At 54.4% G+C, this 19,677-nt stretch carries 13 protein-coding genes; 11 read left to right on the top strand and 2 right to left on the bottom strand.

The genetic code is table 11. The features are described 5' to 3' along the window. The 4 genes from AC6IZD_RS15565 to AC6IZD_RS15550 all read left to right on the top strand — a co-directional run bounded on the left by AC6IZD_RS15565 (position 1) and on the right by AC6IZD_RS15550 (position 5,484). Positions 1-1,395: an efflux transporter outer membrane subunit gene (locus AC6IZD_RS15565; RefSeq protein WP_497784328.1), complete on the top strand. Its 1,395-nt coding sequence runs from the start codon at positions 1-3 to the stop codon at positions 1,393-1,395. A 94-nt stretch (positions 1,396-1,489) separates the two neighbouring features. Continuing rightward, entirely contained in the window at positions 1,490-3,562 is a 2,073-nt protein-coding gene (locus AC6IZD_RS15560) for a sigma 54-interacting transcriptional regulator (RefSeq protein ID WP_497784327.1), read from the top strand. A 301-nt stretch (positions 3,563-3,863) separates the two neighbouring features. Next, positions 3,864-4,868, top strand: a complete 1,005-nt coding sequence (locus AC6IZD_RS15555; RefSeq protein WP_497784325.1) for a carboxypeptidase-like regulatory domain-containing protein — start codon at positions 3,864-3,866, stop codon at positions 4,866-4,868. A 100-nt stretch (positions 4,869-4,968) separates the two neighbouring features. Beyond that, positions 4,969-5,484 carry a DinB family protein gene (locus AC6IZD_RS15550; RefSeq protein WP_497784324.1) on the top strand — a complete coding sequence of 172 codons (516 nt, stop codon included), beginning with the start codon at positions 4,969-4,971 and terminating at the stop codon, positions 5,482-5,484. 73 nt (positions 5,485-5,557) lie between these two features. Here AC6IZD_RS15550 and guaB read toward each other — a convergent pair whose 3' ends face one another. Further along, positions 5,558-7,039, bottom strand: coding sequence for an IMP dehydrogenase (guaB, locus tag AC6IZD_RS15545; RefSeq protein WP_497784323.1), 1,482 nt, complete (start codon positions 7,037-7,039; stop codon positions 5,558-5,560). A 253-nt stretch (positions 7,040-7,292) separates the two neighbouring features. Between guaB and AC6IZD_RS15540 the strand changes: the two genes are divergently transcribed. The 7 genes from AC6IZD_RS15540 to AC6IZD_RS15510 all read left to right on the top strand — a co-directional run bounded on the left by AC6IZD_RS15540 (position 7,293) and on the right by AC6IZD_RS15510 (position 18,552). Further along, positions 7,293-7,745, top strand: coding sequence for a hypothetical protein (locus AC6IZD_RS15540; protein ID WP_497784322.1), 453 nt, complete (start codon positions 7,293-7,295; stop codon positions 7,743-7,745). A gap of 390 nt (positions 7,746-8,135) precedes the next feature. Then, positions 8,136-9,173 carry an ROK family protein gene (locus AC6IZD_RS15535; protein ID WP_497784321.1) on the top strand — a complete coding sequence of 346 codons (1,038 nt, stop codon included), beginning with the start codon at positions 8,136-8,138 and terminating at the stop codon, positions 9,171-9,173. 387 nt (positions 9,174-9,560) lie between these two features. Continuing rightward, on the top strand, positions 9,561-13,004 hold the full coding sequence (locus tag AC6IZD_RS15530) for a carboxypeptidase-like regulatory domain-containing protein (protein WP_497784317.1): 3,444 nt from the start codon (positions 9,561-9,563) through the stop codon (positions 13,002-13,004). A 148-nt stretch (positions 13,005-13,152) separates the two neighbouring features. Then, positions 13,153-15,357 (top strand): beta-galactosidase, encoded by a 2,205-nt coding sequence (locus tag AC6IZD_RS15525; RefSeq protein WP_497784316.1) that lies wholly within the window; start codon positions 13,153-13,155, stop codon positions 15,355-15,357. Positions 15,358-15,397: 40 nt separating this feature from the next. Then, positions 15,398-16,147 carry a sugar isomerase domain-containing protein gene (locus AC6IZD_RS15520; RefSeq protein ID WP_497784314.1) on the top strand — a complete coding sequence of 250 codons (750 nt, stop codon included), beginning with the start codon at positions 15,398-15,400 and terminating at the stop codon, positions 16,145-16,147. A gap of 124 nt (positions 16,148-16,271) precedes the next feature. Then, positions 16,272-17,303, top strand: a complete 1,032-nt coding sequence (locus AC6IZD_RS15515) for an ROK family protein (protein ID WP_497784312.1) — start codon at positions 16,272-16,274, stop codon at positions 17,301-17,303. Between the two features lie 55 nt (positions 17,304-17,358). Continuing rightward, a complete protein-coding gene (locus tag AC6IZD_RS15510; RefSeq protein WP_497784310.1) occupies positions 17,359-18,552 on the top strand; it encodes an MFS transporter in 1,194 nt (397 codons plus the stop codon). Positions 18,553-18,581: 29 nt separating this feature from the next. Here AC6IZD_RS15510 and AC6IZD_RS15505 read toward each other — a convergent pair whose 3' ends face one another. Continuing rightward, the gene (locus tag AC6IZD_RS15505) at positions 18,582-19,406 is read right to left on the bottom strand and encodes a hypothetical protein (protein WP_497784309.1); all 825 of its coding nucleotides are present in this window, start codon (positions 19,404-19,406) and stop codon (positions 18,582-18,584) included. Between the last annotated feature and the right edge of the window lie 271 nt (positions 19,407-19,677).

Here is a 19,677-nt window from a genome sequence, read left to right as displayed (position 1 = left end):
ATGTGCAGGACATTCTTACCATTGTTGCTGATCGCAGCCTCTCTCTCGGGGACTGTTCATGCGCAAAAGTATGAACACCCCAAATCGCCAGTGCCTGCAGAGTGGCCGTCGAGCGTCCCCGTAACGAACAGTAATGCGGGTACCGTTGCGACATCCACGAAGTGGCAGGACTTCTTCACGGATAAGAAACTGCAAGAGGTGATCGCGCTTGCGCTGTCGAACAACCGCGATCTCCGAGTTGCAGCGCTGAATGTTGAGCGCGCGCAAGCGATGTACCGGATCCAGCGCGCCCAGCAATATCCAGAACTTGACGCTGCGGCGAGTGCAGATCTGTATCGCGTCCCGAAGGACCTTTCGTCTACGGGTTCGCCTTACACGTATCGGCAGTACAACGTCGGTGGAAGCGTCAGTTGGGAACTCGACCTGTTCGGCCGAATTCGAAGCCTCAAGCACGAAGCGCTGGAGCAGTATTTCGCCACCGAACAGGCGCGGAATGCGTCCCAAATCTCGTTGGTAGCATCCATCGCAGAGTCCTATCTCGCATTAGCAGCCGACAGGGAGAACCTGCATCTGGCTCAAGCGACATACCAGGCGCAGCAGGACTCCTACAACCTGATAAAGCAGACACGAGACGCAGGTATCGGCTCCGACATCGATCTGCGTCAGGCAGAAAGCCAGGTGGAAGCCGCCCAGGTCGATATCGCGCGATACACGGGGCAAGTTGCGCTGGATCAAAACGCTCTCAACCTGCTAGTTGGAGCCGCTGTTCCGGAGGATTTGTTGCCGAGTACGCTCCCCTCAGACGGTGTCACGAAAGAACTCGCGGCAGGACTGCCTTCAGACGTTCTGCTCCGACGACCAGACATTCTGTCATCAGAGCACGTCCTACTTTCAGCAAATGCCAACATTGGCGCAGCGCGCGCTGCATTATTTCCTCGTATCGCGCTTACCGCCGGCGGTGGAGTTATGAGCGGACAGCTTTCGAACCTGTTCACGCATGACCCCGGAACCTGGAACTTTGCACCGCAAATCCTCATGCCGATCTTCGACGCCGGATCGCGAAGAGCAAGCTTGAAAACAGCACGTGTCGACCGGAACATAGCAGTTGCTCAATACGAGAAGGCTATTCAGGTTGGCTTCCGCGAGGTGAGTGATTCCTTGGTATTGCGGTCGAGGCTCACCGAACAGCAACAGGCCCAACAGGCTTTGGTCAGTACGCTGGAAGAAACGTATCGGCTTTCCGATTTGCGATACAAGGCAGGAATCGACGGTTACCTCACCGTGCTGGTTGCACAACGTTCCATGTACGCGGCACAGCAGGGATTGGTCAATCTAAGGCTTGCTCGCCAAAGTAATTTGGTAACGCTTTACAAAGTACTTGGAGGAGGCGCTTAGGCATCTCCACCTGTCGGAATTCGGCTCCCACCAACAGGTGTTGATGCCCAGGATAAATACGTGCACTCTGATTCTAGAGTGCACGTAAACTCTTATGACCGAGACTGTACAACACACAAATCGTAAACTGGGCCGCTACCGAACTCTACTAGAGGTCTCAACCGCAATCGCGAGCCAACCCAACCTGCAAGCCGTATTGCAGAGTTTGCGAAGCTTGCTTTCAACCGTCGTTCCCTTTGACGCGGTCAGCATTCTGCTTCTCACTGAAGACGGCGTCTCGGTTCGCTTGTTCGCATTCGACAGTGGTCCAGAACCTCACCACATTGAGATTGGGACCGAAGCGCCGTTTGCGGGCACCGCGGTTGAAGCGGCTATCAATGAGCAGAAGCCGATCTATATTCCCGACCTCCAAGCCGAGTTTGCTAAGATCCCCAAAATTCCAAAGGATAACTGGCGTGGCGAGCTGAAATCCGGATACATCTTTCCGATCTCGACATCTCGAAGAAAACTCGGTGCACTAACTTTCAGCAAGAACAGTGTGGGCGAGGTCAGCGCAGAGGACCTCGAGCTGATGAGCTCGATTGCATCTCACATCGCGGCAGCGATCGAGGGTGCGCTCGCCACAGATGCCGCTGAGTTCTACCAGAGAAAACTGTTAGAAGAACGCGATCGTCTGCAGCTGCTTTTAGAGATCAACAATCAACTAGTTTCACACCTCGAACTAGACACCTTGTTCCGCGCTGCCTCGGCGTCTCTTCTCAAATACTTCGCAATCGACTTTGCAGGATTCTTCTTAATAGACGAGCGGCGCACTCGCCTCGAATGCGTAGTTCTGAATTTTCCGGGGCGAAGCGTGCAAAAGGAGATACCCGCAAGTGACCTAAGCGAAGAAGATCTGAACAGGATGTACACTCGGCATCCAGAGTTGTTGTCTCCGCGCGACATAGAGAAGTTTCCTGTTGCTGCGCGGGAGCACCTCACCACTGAATGTATCGAAAGTGTTGCCGTTGCACCGCTGCTTGGTGCAACCGGACCACTCGGAGTAATCTCACTAGGAAGTCGGCGTGCGAATCACTTTAGCCAGGACGATCTGGACCTTCTCGCGCAAATAGCGACACAGGTTTCTTTGTTTGTCGACAATGCACTCGCTTATCGTCGTCTCGCTGCATCCAGAGATCGCTTGGAGGAAGAGCGACTTTACCTCGAATCCGAGATTTGCTCGGAATACAACTTCGAAGACATCGTTGGCAAAAGTGCTGCACTACGCCAGGTTCTAGATCAAGTCGCCATCGTTGCTCCCACTGGATCAACGGTGCTCCTGCATGGAGAAACCGGCACCGGCAAGGAGTTGATCGCTCGAGCGATTCATAGTCTCAGCTCGAGAAAAGATCGCACATTCGTGCGGATCAACTGCGCAGCGATTCCTTCGGGGCTTCTGGAAAGCGAACTGTTCGGACACGAGAAGGGCGCTTTCACCGGTGCTCTCATGCTGAAGCGCGGCCGCTTTGAAATCGCCGACCACGGCACCCTGTTCCTTGACGAGATCGGCGATATCACATTGGACCTGCAACCCAAGTTGTTACGAGCTTTGCAAGAGCAGGAATTCGAGCGCTTAGGAAGCAATAAAACGGTTCAAGTTGATGTCCGTCTGATTGCAGCGACGCACCGCGATTTGTCGGAAATGATCCGCAACCAGCAATTCCGGGAAGATTTGTATTACCGTCTCAATGTCTTCCCAATCGAGATACCACCGCTTCGAGAGCGGCGAGAAGACATTCCACTCCTGGTGCACTACTTCGTCTCACGTTTATCGCGCCGCATGCAGAAGCGCATACAGACCATTTCGAAAGAAGCGATGAATGCGCTGAGTAAGGCGAAGTGGCCTGGCAACGTCCGCGAGTTGGAGAATTTCATCGAGCGCGCGGTCATCCTCACCCAAGGTAGCGAACTGAATGTGCCCATACAGGAGTTGAAGTGCGGGACCTCGCGACCTCTGCCCTCAGCCTCGAGCTTTGAGCAAGCGGAGCGACAGGCCATCATGGAGGCGCTGCGAACATCCTCGGGGCGAGTTTCTGGCAAGGGTGGAGCCGCCGAGCGTTTGGGGCTGAAACGAACGACCCTGCAGAACAAGATGCGAAAACTGGGAATACCTCGCACGGCCCAGTGATCCACGATCCACTAAGCGATTGCGCCGTTAATTCCGCCAGTAACCGCACTCGTATCACTGCCCAAATGCGGGCACACTGCCCGCAATACGTCACAGTTTTCGTCACCTATCGCACGTTTCCCCAACACCTGTGCGGATTTCCATGTGGCAACTGGGTTGCTGTAACAAGACTATCGCTCACGGATGTTCGAGAGTCGTGATACTAGCTCCGTGCTTCTGTGGTGGCATGACATACCCAGGCTTGTGCTCATGCGCTTAGTGGGGTTTGAGCGCAGGTAAGTCTATCTTTGGAAGTTCCTGAATGTTCGATTCGATTCGCATACTCATCCTTCTCACACTCACATCGGCACTGACATTGCCTTTGTCCGCGCAACCATCCGAAGTGCAGCAACACGAAACAGCCATCGTGATCGGCACCGTCACGGACAGCAATCAGAGCGTTGTTCCTGACGCGACTGTTCTTCTTCAAGACGCCAGCGGAGCCTACAGAAAGGAACTGAAAACCAACAACAATGGTTTTTTCGAATTCCAAGATGTTGCTGCAGAGACTGCTCTTCAGATGACGGTTACCGCGCCGGGATTTCAGCAGTGGACTTCAGAACTCACTTTGCGTCCTGGTGAATCAAAGATCGTTACGGGTGCCGTTCTACGTCTGCAACAGGTAGAGACCAGTGTAGATGTACGATACGATGCCGAAGAAATTGCAACGGAGCAGGTCAGGATCGAGGAGCATCAGCGTGTTCTTGGGATCATCCCAAATTTCTATGTCGTCTATGACCGAAATCCAGAGCCTTTGACGGCCAAACTCAAGTTTGCTTTAGCGTGGAAGGTGGCGACCGATCCAGTAACCGCAATTGGCGTGGGTGTACTCGCAGGCACTGAACAGGCTGGGAATAGTCCCGATTACCGTCAGGGAGCCACGGGATTCGGTCAAAGATTTGGTGCGAGCGCAGCCGACGGATTTACTAGCATTATGATTGGTGGTGCGATCCTGCCATCGCTGCTGCATCAGGATCCACGCTATTTCTATCAAGGCACCGGAACCAAGAAATCGCGCGCGCTTCGAGCGATATCTCATCCTTTCGTCTGTAAGGGCGACAATGGAAAGTGGCAGCCCAACTATTCGAGTATCGGCGGCGACTTGGCGTCGTCTGCAATCTCAAATGCCTACTATCCTTCGTCGAATCGCGGTGCCGGGCTCTTCCTAGGTAACTTCGCCATCAGCACGGCAGAACGCGTGGTGAGCAGCATCTTCCAAGAGTTCGTTATCCGCAAACTAACCCCGTCAGCCAGAGGCGGCGACTAACGAAGGCGAAGCGGCGGTGCATAAAACAATCGCGTCATGTGTGAACTCACATACCCGATTTCACGTCACCTTGAGACCAGAACATCATAGGATAAACGCCATGCCGAAGAATGAACTGCCTTGCCTCGATCCGTTGGAGGCCACTCCCAGAGTAATCCGAGGCCTTCTGGCTTGGTTATCGGACGAGGATGCCCGATGGAAACCGGCGCCGGACCGCTTCTCGGTAGCCGAAGTGCTCGCGCACCTGTCGCACTCTGAAGGCCACTGCTACCGCATGCGCGTGGACCGATTCATGAGCGAACAGTTTCCGGAGTTCGAGGCGGACGACGCGCAGATGTATCTCGACCTCTACCGCGGCGCCGATTGGAAGCATGCCTTCGCTACTTTTGTGGAACAGCGCGAAAGAAACATCGAGTACTTACGAGACTTGCCCGCCGCTGCTGGCGAGCACAAGGCCCTGCACCGGGAGTACGGGGAGATTACGCTGTCCGAGATGCTGCACGAATGGGTGCTGCATGACCTCGGTCATGTTCGGCAGATTGCCGAGCTGGTCCGTGCCCGAAAGTATCTGTCCGGCGCAGGCGCAATGGGGCGCTCGTACAAGCTCAACCCGTGAGTAGATTCATTTAGACCTTGATTAGGCCCTTGGGACCGGTCTCGGCCCCCAGGCAGTTCTGGCCTTGCTTGTACTAGCGATGAAACGACTCGGTCCTGGATGCGGCTGTGAGTCGAACGAGGTACTGCTGCGGATCTGCCCAGAACTTCTTTCGCAACTCACACAGGCCCTCGGCTCCGCCATAGCTAATAGATGAGCAAAGGTGCTTCAGGATCAATTGCACGACCGACCGCGCGGAACCTCGCGCAGGTACACTGACCTCGATTCCCTCGGCACCAATTGCCTCTACCTCTCGAGGCTCGGCTTCTTCAAGGTCGAGTCGGTCGCGCACTGCACTGACCGAAGCCATGCCGCGGAACACCTTGAACGGTACCTTCACAATTTTCTGGGATTCTGGTTCCAGCACGGACTTCAGTACGACTTCGCCGGGTGTTTCCTCCGTGCCTGCCAACGCAGACCCGAGCATGACAGTGTCACCGCCAAACATAAGCGCCTGCGCGATGCTTCCATCGCGCTTTACTCCTCCATCTGCGATCAAAGGAATATCTTCCGGGACCGCCATTTTGCAGCGCACCAGTGCCTCGACCTGAGGCACTCCAAAGTTCGTCGTCAGGCGAGTCGTGCACCCGCCACCCGGGCCAATGCCGACTTTGATAGCATTCGCGCCGCGTTCTGCGAGGAACCGTGCACCTTCGGCTGTAGCAACATTGCCAGCAATCAGCTCGACATCGTTGAAATGCTTTCGCAGTTGCTCCAATGCGATCTCCATCACCTTTGAGTGTCCGTGCGCAATGTCCACGACGAGTACGTCTGCCCCAACTCGAATCAGTTCCGCTGCACGCTCCAGGTAGTCTCCTGTGGCACCGACCGCAGCACCTACGCGAAGACGCCCCTGAGCATCTCGCGTTGCGAACGGCTGTTCTTCATGCTTCATCACATCTTTTGCAGTGATGATGCCCAGCAACTTGCCTTGGCCATCGACCAAGGGAAGTTTCTTCACCTTCTTCTCACGCATGACCTCCTCGGCTTCGGAGAGCGCAATAACTCCAGTGTGGACAATCAGTCGCTCGCGTGGAGTCATGCGTTCAGAGACAAGCCTCTCCGGATCGACGAAACGTACATCGCGCTTTGTCAGCAAGCCGGTCAGGTGCCCGGACGCATCAACAACCGCCAGAGTGCCCACGCGAGTTCGCTCCATCTTGCGAATGGCTTCGTCGATTCGCTGCTCACCCCTGATCGTGTGTGGGTCGGCGATCACGCCGTGCTGTGTACGTTTCACAGCGGCGACTTCCGCAATTTGCGGTTGAATGTCGCCTGCGCGAAATCCACGATCGATGATGCCGATGCCGCCTTCTTCTGCCAGCACAATCGCCATTGCTGCGCGCGTGATCGTATCCATGTTGGCTGACACCAAAGGCCGCTTGAGAGAGATACGCTGCGTGAAGCGGCTCGAAAGATCAACTCGACTCGGGTCGCGACGTGAGAGCTGGCCATATTGTGGAACAAAGAGGAAGTCGTCGAAAGTACAGCCGTGAACCAGTTCCAAAAGGTCCATACTCAATTGTCTCCGCCGTAGCAGTTTACTGGAGTCCTCCTTGGCCCGCATTTTCCGAGATTCACGACCATACAGAGCAGCGGTGATCACCATCACTGCAATCCAGGCGGAACGTGACTACGCTCACTGCCTCATGAGATAGGGCCGCCTCAGCGGGCGTTGACTATCCGGCGCGTTTTGCATGCTGTCGTTCTCTGCTTCGGGCGGCAGATCCAGCACTCATTGCAAATCGCGGTGCGAAAGGAGCCAGACCGTGATGATCGAATTCCTCGCTATCGCGCTCCTGATTATTCTTGGCTGTGCGATTCCTCGCTGTGTCATCACCCAGCGCCGCCTGAACGGTGAACTCACACGGACCTTGGGCGCGGTGGTGCAGACGCCGTTTTCTGCCTTTTCTGTCGCGCAGGCATTCGATCCCGACCAGGCAATCATATGGGAAACACAGGCTCCTGTTCTGCAGCGTCTCGCAAAGTCCGGACGAAGCGGTGTCTCCGTTACCGAGATGTATTCCTATTACCTGCGTTCAGCTCAGAGCTATCCCGAGATCTACGATGGCTCCAGCTTCGGAGGATGGCTTGTTTTTCTTCAGCAGGAGCAGTTGATTCGCCTCGAAGAGTCACGCGCTTTTGTTACAAAAGAAGGCCGCGAGTTCCTGGCGTTTCGAGTCGTGTCCGGTTCACCCTTTGCAACGAAGAACGCTGCCTGATGCGACAGCCGGAATAACCGGTCTGATCTTGAGCTGTGAGCGTAGCACTGCAACCAGAGTTCAGTCGGGCGACGTTAGCCACAACCGCCTGTCTCCCACCACTTTCATCCCGCCCTTGTCCGCTCTTTGCAATCTCTTCCGCAGCGTTCTAATTGCGAATCATGAACATACGTCATGACATGACCTAGCTCGCCACATGCGCATAAGGACACTTGCATCTTTAGTGACTCGAAAAAATGAGGTAATGTGGAGAACGCGAGAAAGCCAAGTTCCATTCCCGAGGGCGCCACATTGGCAATTTTCGTTGGATGTCTTGCGGCGACGGTGAAGAATCGCACGACGCTCCGCCTGACACTCCGATGAACAAACGACGTGTGCAGTGGAGGTCTAATGTCTGACGAGAAGTTCGCATTTGCCGTTGATATCGGCGGGACGAAACTTGCTGCGGCCGTGGTGAGCCGCAGAGGAAAGATATTGGCGCGTTCGATTGAGGCGGTCGATAACACCTCAAAATCAGGCCCCATTCGTCAGATTCGTCGTTTAGCAAAAGAGCTTGCGCGTACCGGTAATGTGTCTAGCGTCTTTTCTGCTGGTGGCGTCGCTGTTCCGGGACTGGTTCGTTCCAGCGGCACGGTGTGGGCTCCGAACATACCTGGATGGGAGCACATGCCGCTCCAAACGCGCCTGGAGCGCGCGTTGGAAATCCCGATCGCGATTGAGAGTGATCGCAATGCCGCCGCACTCGGCGAAACATGGATGGGTGCGGCAAAAGGGAAATCCAATGCAGTGGTGCTGATTATTGGAACGGGAATCGGTGCGGGCATCATTGCAGGCGGAGAGATAGTTCGCGGAGCGCATGAACTTTCGGGATGCGCTGGGTGGATGGTCGTCACCGAAAAACATGTGAATGAAGCACGGCACATGGGCCAGTTGGAAGCGTTTACTGCTGGGTCTGCCATCGCCCGAGCTGCCAACAGCGTTATCAAGTCCGGCACCAGCGGATTACTCGGTGACTTCAACGCTTCCGACATCACTGCAAGAAACGTGGCAGAAGCAGCACGTCAAGGAGATCCTGACGCACTGGCGATCTTTGAGGAAGCTGGAAACATGCTAGGTCGCGCAGTAGCGAACATCATTAGCATCCTCGACCCGGAGGTCGTGATAGTAAGTGGAGGTGTGTCGGGTGCGGCTGACCTTTACATGCCGTCATTGAATAGAACCGCCCGCGAGTGGGCGCAACCCCTTTCGTCGAGGCAGGTGAGAATCCGAGTAAGTATGCTCGGAGGAGACGCTAATCTGCTGGGTGCCGCTCGCTTGGCATGGAAACTTGCAACTCAATCCAAAACGCGTCGCCACAAGAACGCGAATGAGGCCGAGAAGCCAGCTGATGTTTCCGACGAACCACCAGTGCTTACGTCGTCAAGCTAACCCACCGACACTCCTCCTGTGAGCCGGACTCAAAGCTGAAATTCTCCGTGGGAACGACGTCTTGTGATGATGGTTTTCTAGTGGATTTTTCGACCGCTTTCCCCCGCAAGATAGAGCTCGTTTCGAAGCAAAAATAGAAAACCCTCTTTTCAATATTGCCATTGTGGAACACTTTTTAAGCCGTTTCAGCCCCTTGCTGGGCTGTTGTAAGAAGCTGCAGTAACGGCACTTATTAAGTTATTCACAGTTATTCATTCAAACGGCACGAATACTTCTTGACAGATTTCTTACTTGACGTGAATGTCGCCAACGATGAGGCGGTAGACCTCAGTACTCGAAGCATATTCGATACGGATGTGCGCCGTGGGTACTTTCAGGAGGAGGCATATGTTGAAGAGGCTGTCGATCCTTGTGGTCGTGTCATTTCTGTCCATATTTACCTTCGGGCAGAACGTGTCCAGCTCTCTAAAGGGCGTGATCGTTGACCCATCAGGTGCAGTTGTGGTCGACGCGACATTGACACTGACTAACCAAGGCACAAAAACAGGATTCACGACCAAAACAGATTCAAGTGGGTCTTTCACTTTCTTGAATGTCTTAAGCGGCAACTACTCGCTTGAAATCAAGGCCAGTGGTTTCGCAGGAAAGACGCTGAAGGACATCGCGGTCGAAGCCGCACAGGTTCGCACACTTGGAAATATCAAGCTCGACATCGGTAGCGCCGCGCAGGAGATTGTTGTAACTGCAGAGAGCGCCGCAATTCAGTTGGCCAGCGCAGAGAAGGCTGGCACAGTTACGGGCGCTCAGTTGGATACCTTGGCCCTACGTGGTAGGGACATGTTTGCTCTGTTGCAGACGGTGCCTGGAGTCGTGGACACGGGTGCATCCACTCGCGTCATTTCGACGCCGGATCAGGTAGCAGGTACCAACATCAACGGCAACCGCGATAGTGCAAAGAACTTCACTGTTGACGGAATCACGAACCTGGACACAGGATCGAACCAGACCGTACATTTCACTGTTTCCTCTGACGCGATCGAAGAAGTAAAAGTACTTACCTCTAACTACCAGGCAGAATATGGCCGCGGCGCAGGTGGCGCCGTAACGGTCATCACGAAGAGCGGTACCCAAGCCTTCCACGGAACGGGATATTTCTACGCTCGCAACGAAAGCATGAATGCTGCGGGGTGGGATGTTAATCACTACGATGAGCAGAAACAAATTGAGCGCGCGGGAATTGGTGGCTTCACACTAGGCGGCCCGCTATACATTCCCAAGAAGTTCAATACGCATCGCAACAAGCTGTTCTTCTTTGTGTCCGAAGAGTGGAGCAATTGGAAGCAGCCTGCATCAGCAAAGATTGTTTCCGTACCAACCGACCTGGAGAGAAGTGGCAACTTCTCGAAGAGCTTGGATAAGAACGGAAATCTGATCGTCATCAAAGATCCGACAACTGGCAAGCCATTCGACGGCAACATAATCCCGAAGGAGAGATGGAGCCAGCTCGGACATAGTATTCTGAACTTCTTCCCCGAGCAGAACTATACGAATCCTCAGGGCGCTTACAGGGGCAACTACCTGTCGCAATATAGCGGCCTGTACAAGCGCCGCGCGGATATGTTCCGCATCGATGCGAACATCTCTGACACACTCACCGCGTATTTCCGTTTCAATAACGACTCTGACAAGCAGAATCAGCCTTGGGGTAACTGGGTAACGAGCATGAACTGGCTGTTGACGCCAATCTCGTTTGACCAGCCAGGACGCGGCTTGTCAGCGCACGTCACCAAGATAATCTCCCCCACACTGGTGAACGAGTTCAACTTCGGCTGGAGTCACAATCACCTATCAGCTTTGCCAAGCGATCCGTCGAAGTGGCAGCGTTCGCAGCTCGGCATTCCGCAGTGGTTCGACGATACGACTTATCTTCCGAATATCTCCTTCGGAGGACTGCATTACACTCCTGCAAACATCAGTGTGATTGGGTCATTCCCGTATCAAAATACCAACGACATCTACAGCTTCGTGGACAACCTGAGCAAGTCGCTGGGAAAACACAACTTCAAGGCGGGCGTCTATTTCGAGCGAACCGGAAAGGTTTCTCCACTGTGGACCACCGCACGCGGCACCCTAAGTTTTGCGCGTAACACAGTGAACCCGCTCGACTCCAACGATGGTTTTGCGAACGCGCTGCTTGGAACCGTCAACAGCTACTCCGAAAGCTCGCAGGGTGGAAGCGGCGATTGGTGGTTCAACAATCTGGAAGGATACTTCCAAGACAACTGGAAGGTCACTCCCCGCCTGACGCTTGACCTCGGTCTGCGAATCTACCACTTGGGGCCGGTGATCGACTACAACGACAAGGCATCAACGTTCAACCCGGCCCTGTACAACACGGAAAAGGCCCCGCGTCTGTACTATCCGACCGCAGATGGGAAACAGGGATACGACAAGGTTACTGACACTTACGTTCCCGCAGTGGCGATTGGTGCACTTGTTCCCGGCAGCGGAGACTTCAACAATGGTTCATGCCAGGCAGGTAAGAACGGATGTCCGGATGGGCTGGCCAAGACCTCTGCAATAGACTTTGGCCCGCGCTTCGGATTAGCCTATGACGTCTTCGGCAACGGGAAGACTGCTCTGCATCTTGGCGCAGGAATCTTCAAGGACCGCGGCTCGATTCTGCCAGCAGTTTATTCCGCCGGTAGCGCTCCGGTCGGATATACCTCCAATACTTACTACACGAAGCTCGACCAACTGAGCGCGGCTGGCGGCTATCGCTTCCCGAGCGGAGGTTGGTGGACCAGTGGCGCGTGGGCGTACTACGGTCGCGCAAAAACGCCGACGGTAACAAACTACAGCGTGGGCGTTCAGCAACAGCTCCCGTCAAACATGGTTCTGGATGCCTCTTACGTCGGCAGCATTTCACGCCATCTGTGGATTGATAAGAACATCAACCCAATCACGCTTGGTGCGCGTCTTAACCCGGCGAATGCTGGGCTTTCAGATAACTTCATGCGAGTTTATCCGGGCTATGCGGATATAACCGCGCAGCTCAACACCGGCACCGCCAACTACAATGCCCTGCAGATTAAGTTGGACCGAAAGTTCAGGAAGGGTCTGCAGGTAGGAGGCGCCTACACCTGGTCGCACACCCTCGGAGTTACAAGCGGTGATGGTGATGCGGTTAGCTCATATTTCAATCCTCGTAGTTTCAACTACGGACCATTGGCATACGATCGCGCTCAGTCTCTGGTGATTAATTATTCGTACGATCTCCCGAGGTTAGGCGAAAAGCTGCATAGCAAACCCTTAGGCTGGTTCACGGACAACTGGACAGTCAGCGGGATCTCCAGCTTCGTCAGTGGCGGGCCGGTAACACCATATGTCACGGATGATACGTATCCTGATGTCACCGGATCCTCTGACAGTGACAAAGGTCTGCTCGTAGGAAAACCGCATAGCTCAGCTTACGGACCACACGGCGAGAAACTGCTGTTTAACCCAGCAGCTTTTGCCCCAACGCCGCAAAACACCTATGGACACCCGAACTTTGGCAACGTTCCTAATGGGGTTTTGCGCGGACCTGGCATCAGTAACTTTGATCTCACCTTGGCGAAACGCATCGTCTTTACGGAGCAGCGATACCTTCAGTTCAAGGCTGAGGCGTTCAACGTTTTCAACCATACGCAATTCGCTTCGTATGACTCGACCCTCACCTATCAGAAGAATGCAGATGGGTCATACACACCAGATAACCCAACCGCGGGAACGTATGATCATGCTCGCGAGCCGCGAAAGATGCAGTTGTCGCTGAAACTCTACTTCTGATGTAACTTGTGCCCAAGGCACTGTGCGGGTGTTAGTATTCCGACATTCGCACAGTGCATTTTTGAAGCAGCAACTGTAGTTTGAGGACTTGTATCAAATGAAGCTCAGGCTTAGTTCAATATGCTTTCTCGCAGTCTTAACTGGAATCTTGGCTGTCGCAGCTGATGGACAGGTCGCTCCCGCGACACCTGCGCCCAACGAGAAAGCAACGCACGGAAACCCAACTTTCTTTCCGGTCTCTACATGGTACAGCGGTGGCAAGGCTCGCGCCCCGATGCTATCCCCGATCACGGCGAACTCGGAAAACGAGTGGCGAGAAGACCTCGTAAGTATTAAGAAGTTGGGATTCAACACGGTTCGCACGTGGACCGAGTGGTCGACGAATGAGCCGCGCGAGGGAGAGTATCACTTCGAGAATCTCGATCTGATGTTGAAACTTGCAGACGAGGTCGGTCTGAAAGTGATCATCCAGGTCTACGCTGACTCCGCACCGGAATGGGTGGGTAAGAGATTCCCTGATGGAAATTTCATGTCTCAGGGCGGATTGGTAGTGAAGTCGCAGGCTGCACCCGGGTACTGTTTCGATCATCCCGGAGTGCGCCGCGTTATGTTGAAGTACTTTCAGGAAGCGGCCAAACATGCAACCAAGAGCCCCGCATTTTATGCGTGGGACTTGTGGAGCGAACCCGCAGTGATGAATTGGGCCGAGCCAGAGTACATGGCCAGCCCACAATTCTGTTACTGCCCCTACACCCAGGCTCGCTTCAGGGAATGGCTAAAGGCGAAGTATGGAACGTTAGAAGCGTTGAACAAGGCGTGGTACCGAACATTCGAGAAGTGGGATGACGTAGAACCGCCGCGCTTTGGAACGATACTTACTTATACCGACTTTATAGATTGGCGCACGTTTATAGCGGACAAGATTGCGGGCGATCTCAAGATGCGCAATATTGCGATCAAGGATATCGACCAGATCCACGTCACCACCAGCCACGCCCCGAATCCTTCTCCAGTGTTCCGTACCATGGCGGATGCGATGGATGCGTCAGATGACTACCTGATGAAGAATTCCGTCGATTACTTCGGAACCAGTTTCTATCCGAAGCTCACATCGCCTGAGCACGATATGAACCTTCAGCGCCGCGCGTTGGTTATGGATATGACCCGCGCAATCACCGGCGACAAAGGGTTCTACGTCGGAGAGCTACAGGGCGGCTACGGAGTGCATGGCACGATTTCGGGCAATCCGATTACGCCCAGCGATCTTGAACTCTACACCTGGGGAATGGTAGCACGCGGCGCAAAAGCCATTAACTACTATGCCTTCTATCCCATGAGTACAGGGTATGAATCCCTCGGCTACGGGCTTATCAATTTGGATGGCAAGCTGACCGAGCGTAGTCAGCGAGCAGGATTTGTCGCCCGCAAAATCTCGGAGAACGCTGACTTCATTCTTACTGCAAAGCCGCAGTCTGCAGAGGTGGCGGTCGTCTTCAACCCACTTGTTCCGCTCCTAGGAGGAGAGCAGGCATATGGAGACCGGCGTTCCATGCATCGCGCAGTTGCTGGCTACCACCGCATGTTCTTCGAACGCAATATTCCCGTCGATTTCCCCAGTGCACGTGAGTTGGATGTTGAGAAGTTGCATGCTTACAAGCTGGTCATAGTTCCTTACCCGCTGCTGCTCACCGCAGAGATGGCGGACAAACTAAGACAGTATGTTGCAGATGGCGGTCACCTGTTTGTGGAAGCGCGGCCGGGCTGGGTTGATGAACAAGGACACGCGCAACCTATCCTCCCCGGATTTGGTTGGCACAAGATGACGGGAGTACGCGAATCTCAAGTGCTTCCTGGTAAGCAGTTCAGTGTGCAGTGGGGAACGGCTAGTTTCCCGGGCATGAGTTTCGAAGAGCAATTTGAACAGTTGGATCCTTCAGCCAAGGTCGTCGCGAAATTCGAAGATGGTACTCCCGCCGCGTATGAGAAGGCTTATGGCCGTGGAAGCATCGTGATCCTTGGAACTTTCGCGGGTGAGCCTAACGCGTTGACTCCGGTTGCAAATCATCCTCTGGCAGATTTGCTTGCTCAATGGGCAGGCGTCTCTCACCCGCAGATGAAGGCGTCCTCATTCGTGGAACTGCGGGTTATGAGCAGTCCGAAAGGCAAGTTGCTCGTTTTTCTGAACCACGACAAAACGCAAGCACACGTGCAGTTTGCCGATGCGAACGAGAAAGCACCACGGGCAGTGACGGAGCTAATGACCGGAGAAGCAGTCACTCTCAAAGAAAAATCGCTGGGGTTGGCAATGGACATACCCGGTGAAAGCGCCCGTGTCTATCGCGTAGATTTCTAGAATTTTTCATTCTTGGAAGACAAGATGTTGAGGAGGAAGTGTGAGTCTTTATCAGTATAAGGATAGGATCGCGGAAGTTATTTCGGCTATTTGGGATACTCAGGCAAAGAACATCGAACAGGCCGCAGCTTTGATGTCGGAAGCCATAGCCAACAAGGGCTTGGTTCACATGTTTGGCAGTGGCCATTCAGTGCTGCCGGTGCAGGATATGTTTCCCCGTTACGGTGCATACCCAGGGTTCAGGCCATTCATGGATTCGCGGCTGATGTGGACCAACGTGATCGGGTCTGGCGGGGCTAAGGGATTGCTATGGCTGGAACGTCGCGAAGGGTATGTGCAGTTGCTGTTCGAAAACGAGCCAATCCAGAGCGGAGATGTGATGCTCATCTTCTCGCACGGTGGCCTGAACGCGGCCGGAATCGAAGTTGCAATGGAATCGAGGAAGCGCGGACTCAAGGTTGTTTGTGTCACCTCGATGGCAAACTACAAGGTTCGCAAAGCAGATCACTCGAGCGGAAAGAAACTCGCCGATTGCAGCGATGTGGTGATTGACAACTGCTGTCCTCCGGAAGACGCACTGGTCAAAATCGAGGGTTGGAAAGCGCCAGTCGGGGCAAGCTCGACAATCGCTACCGTCATGATTGGCATGGCGATTATGTCGCAGACGGCAACGAACTTGGCAAAGCTCGGCAAAACACCGCCAGTGTTCGTCTCTCCCAACGTTCCGGGAATTCCGCCTGACAACTACGCGAAAGTCTACGAGGAGTACGAACGGTCGCTGCGCCGGTAGTTGCTTCCCAGAGCCGACCCCGTTCAGTCACCGGGGCCGGCTCGCATTTCGAATACGTTGCGGCGGGTCCGAACCCGCAGGAGGTCGGAGAATGCGCAATATGAGCGTTCTCCGGTGAATGGCGATGCCGAAGCGAAGTGCAGTACTAGCCATCGATCTGGGTGGCACGAAGGTCTGTGTGGCAATCGTAGACCGAGAGGGCACAATTCTAGCGCGGCGCACCGAGCCTGTTGACGAATCACTTCGGCTTGCTCCCGTTGGCCAAATGGTCCGCTTAGCAGTTGACCTGATAAACGACTCTGCAAATGAACTGCAAGTCTCCGCGGCTGGTGTCGTCGTCCCCGGACTGGTGCGTCAGGACGGCACTGTCTGGGCACCGAACATCGAGGGCTGGAAGCGAATAGCTTTGGGGCGACTCTTGCAGGAGAGGCTTGGCGTTCCAGTTGCGGTCGATAGTGACCGAGCGGGTGCAGTGCTTGGCGAGGTGTTCTCTCCGAAGGGAGCCGCGCACGGCAAGTCTGACGTAGTTTCCATGATCGTGGGTACCGGAATTGGTGCCGGAATCCTTGTGGACGGAAAGCTCGCTCGTGGCGCTCACCGGTTATCTGGCTGCGCCGGATGGATGGCGCTAGCTCCGCATACCCCGAGCGACTCCGGTGAGATTGAGTGCCTCGAGACGTTTGTGTCAGGCCCGGGAATTGTCCGACTCGCCAGTGCTTTGATTGAGACTGGTCTGGGTGGTCGAATGAGCGAATTGCCTGAAGCACAATTGACCTCCTACAACATCGCACAGCTTGCACGAGAAGGCGACGCAGCCGCTCAGATGGTCTGGAGCAAGATGGCTCAATTGCTGGGTACGGCTGTCGCTACGGTCATAAGTCTCTTCGATCCTGAGGTGGTCGTGATCGGTGGAGGCCTTGTTCAGGCGGCCGATTGCTTCTGGAAGGAAATGAAGCAAGTTGCACTAAAGCAGGCTCAGCCGCTAGCCGCGAAGCAAGTAAAGATCGTGCTGAGCAGGTTGGGTAATGACGCGAATCTCCTCGGTGCGTCCTATCTTGGATTTGACGCATTGCAATTCCGAGCAGGACAGAGAAAGCGAAGAAGCTCCGCCAATAACAGTAGGGTGCGCGCATTCAGCATGAGTTCTTCAATATAGATAAAGCAGCACCAATATGAGTGAAGTTAGCTCGAGTCTTTGACCAGGGGTAACGATGATTCCATCTAGGCGAGGATATCTGTTCATGGCGGCGTGTGCCGGAATGGCAGAGTTTGGCTTCTCTCTCACTCTGCTAGGAACACTGTTTGGCTTTTCTGAGTTCCGAAGCCGCCTGCACGTCGACGTTTTGAAACAGGGCGAACTTTCTTCGTTGTTGTTTCTCGGAATCTGGCTTTCAACGGTCATTGTGGGGCCAATCATCGATCGCTTCGGTAACAGGTTGGTCCTCGCTACTTCTTCATTTCTGGTATCGGCAGCGTTCTGGAGTTTTGGAGCGGCGGACTCCTTTTCACTCGCGTGCGCTTCAGCGCTGTTGCTCGGCTTCGGGGGCGGTGGATTGAACACCTCGACGAATGCTGCTGTATCTGAACTTTATGATGACAATCGCGGAGCTATGCTGAACATCCTCGGGGTCTTTTTCGGCGCAGGAGGTGTTCTTGTGCCGCTGCTCGCGGTAAGAATGTCCCCTGGGTCGGCGATCACCGTAGCCGCATCGTTCTCCGCGTTATGTGGCCTGATGTACCTGTTTTCGCCATTCCCGCCTGCCCGAGAGGCGCACAGTTTTTCACTGGGGCAGGCCGTCAAGGTAATTGCTTATCCGGGAGTTCTGCTATTCGCATTCCTCTTGTTCTTCGAATCTGCGAACGAGCAGGTGATGAGCACATTCACTTCTACGTGGCTTGGAGAAGCAGGCGCGACAGCGCGTTGGGCAACGCTCGTACTAGCTGGATATCAGCTCTCAATGGCAGTTGGTCGCATCATCGCGGCTCAATTACTCAAGGTGTTCTCCAAGCAACAGATCGTCATGGTGAGCGCCATCGGGTCACTCGCTGGAACAGTGACAATATTTGCGTGCCATGGATATCCGGCAGGAATGGCTGCGGGTGTGGTCCTCTCAGGTTTGTCTTTCGCAGCAATCTATCCAACCGTATTAGCGATAGCTGGAGATCGTTATCAAAGGTTCGCCGGGACAGTTTTTGGCGCTATGTTCGCAATTGCCCTCACGGGCGGCATATGCGCTCCGCCTGCTGTCGGACTCGCTGCAAGGAGCATGGGACCGCGTTTTGGAATCATCGTGCCTGTGTTCGGAACATTGATGATTGTGATCATGGCTACTGTTATCGGAATGAGTCAGAGTCTTAGGCAGCCGCTTCTCGATATTCCCGCACACGAGCGTGGAACAGAATAGGTTGTCTCGTAAGGTGCCAGGGAATTACATCATTCGTCGTCTAACTCCGGAGTAGTGTTCGATTCGTGGTACCCAAAATAAGTCGAGTCTTGATGTGCATCCCGTGTGAACACAAAGAGCACCTTGGCTTTGACCCGCATTGTGAAGCGACTCGGCATCCACAGGCCCGACGCTATCGGCTTCTGTTCCATGTGGAAGCTCGTGCCGGGAGTTACCTGAGCGAAGTTCTGAATCCACACGGGCCGGAATACCTCTGCATGCACCATCACCCAGTGAAGAGTTGCAGCATCGATCCACAAGCGACCTCGCATCCCCGTCAGAGCCTTGGCTTCTTTGTTCGGCGGCCGATACGAACTCTTCGGACGACCTTCGAAGACGTACACCGGTCTGCCCTCGATTACTTGCTGCCCAAGAGACTTGAACTCCATAGCTTTCGGGAGTTCCTGCAAAAACAGTTGGTTGCGATCAAGCTCTTTTCTGTACTCTGCGATCCTCTGCTGCCATTGTTGCCTGGTCTCAGACTTACGCCTAGCTATCTCCGCCTTCAGTCGATCTCGCTCCCAGCCTTCCTGCTCCGCTGAGAGCGGCTTGTCATCTATCTCGACCAGGCGCGAATACCTCGATCCGTCGAGCATCATCACTTCGTATGTTCGGCTGTTACTCCCTTTGAGCTCTCGATTGAAGTAATCATACCGATCTGCTTGCTCCCAGTCCTTGCGACTAACCTCAATCGACTTTTCCAACAAATTCAGATTGGGCGATTCCTGTGCAGCCGGCATCTCGGCACCAGCCGCTGCAAGTACAAGGATTGCGAGTGCGGCAGTACGCGTTACTGCGCGCAGAAACTTGGCCAACTGCATCTCTCCCGAATCTCTACGGCAGTAGAGCACATATCCTGGTTACCGCACCCATGCTCCGTATTCAATGAGGGTGAAGTAACAGGACTTGCATCGTGATCATACTTCTGAATGGCCCGCGCATTGCTGAAACCATGGATTGTCACATCTCTCATGTGACTTCACGCACTGACTGTGAGTGGAACTGGACATATGCTCCGCGCAACGCTTGGGGCTAGGAGGCATTAAGTTTCTGAAATCTGGAGCTGGTTCCAAGGCGGCGCCTGCG

The organism is Koromonas humicola, from assembly GCF_059726255.1.
Note: the sequence above shows the minus strand (reverse complement) of the source record. Positions and strands in the feature narration are given on the sequence as shown.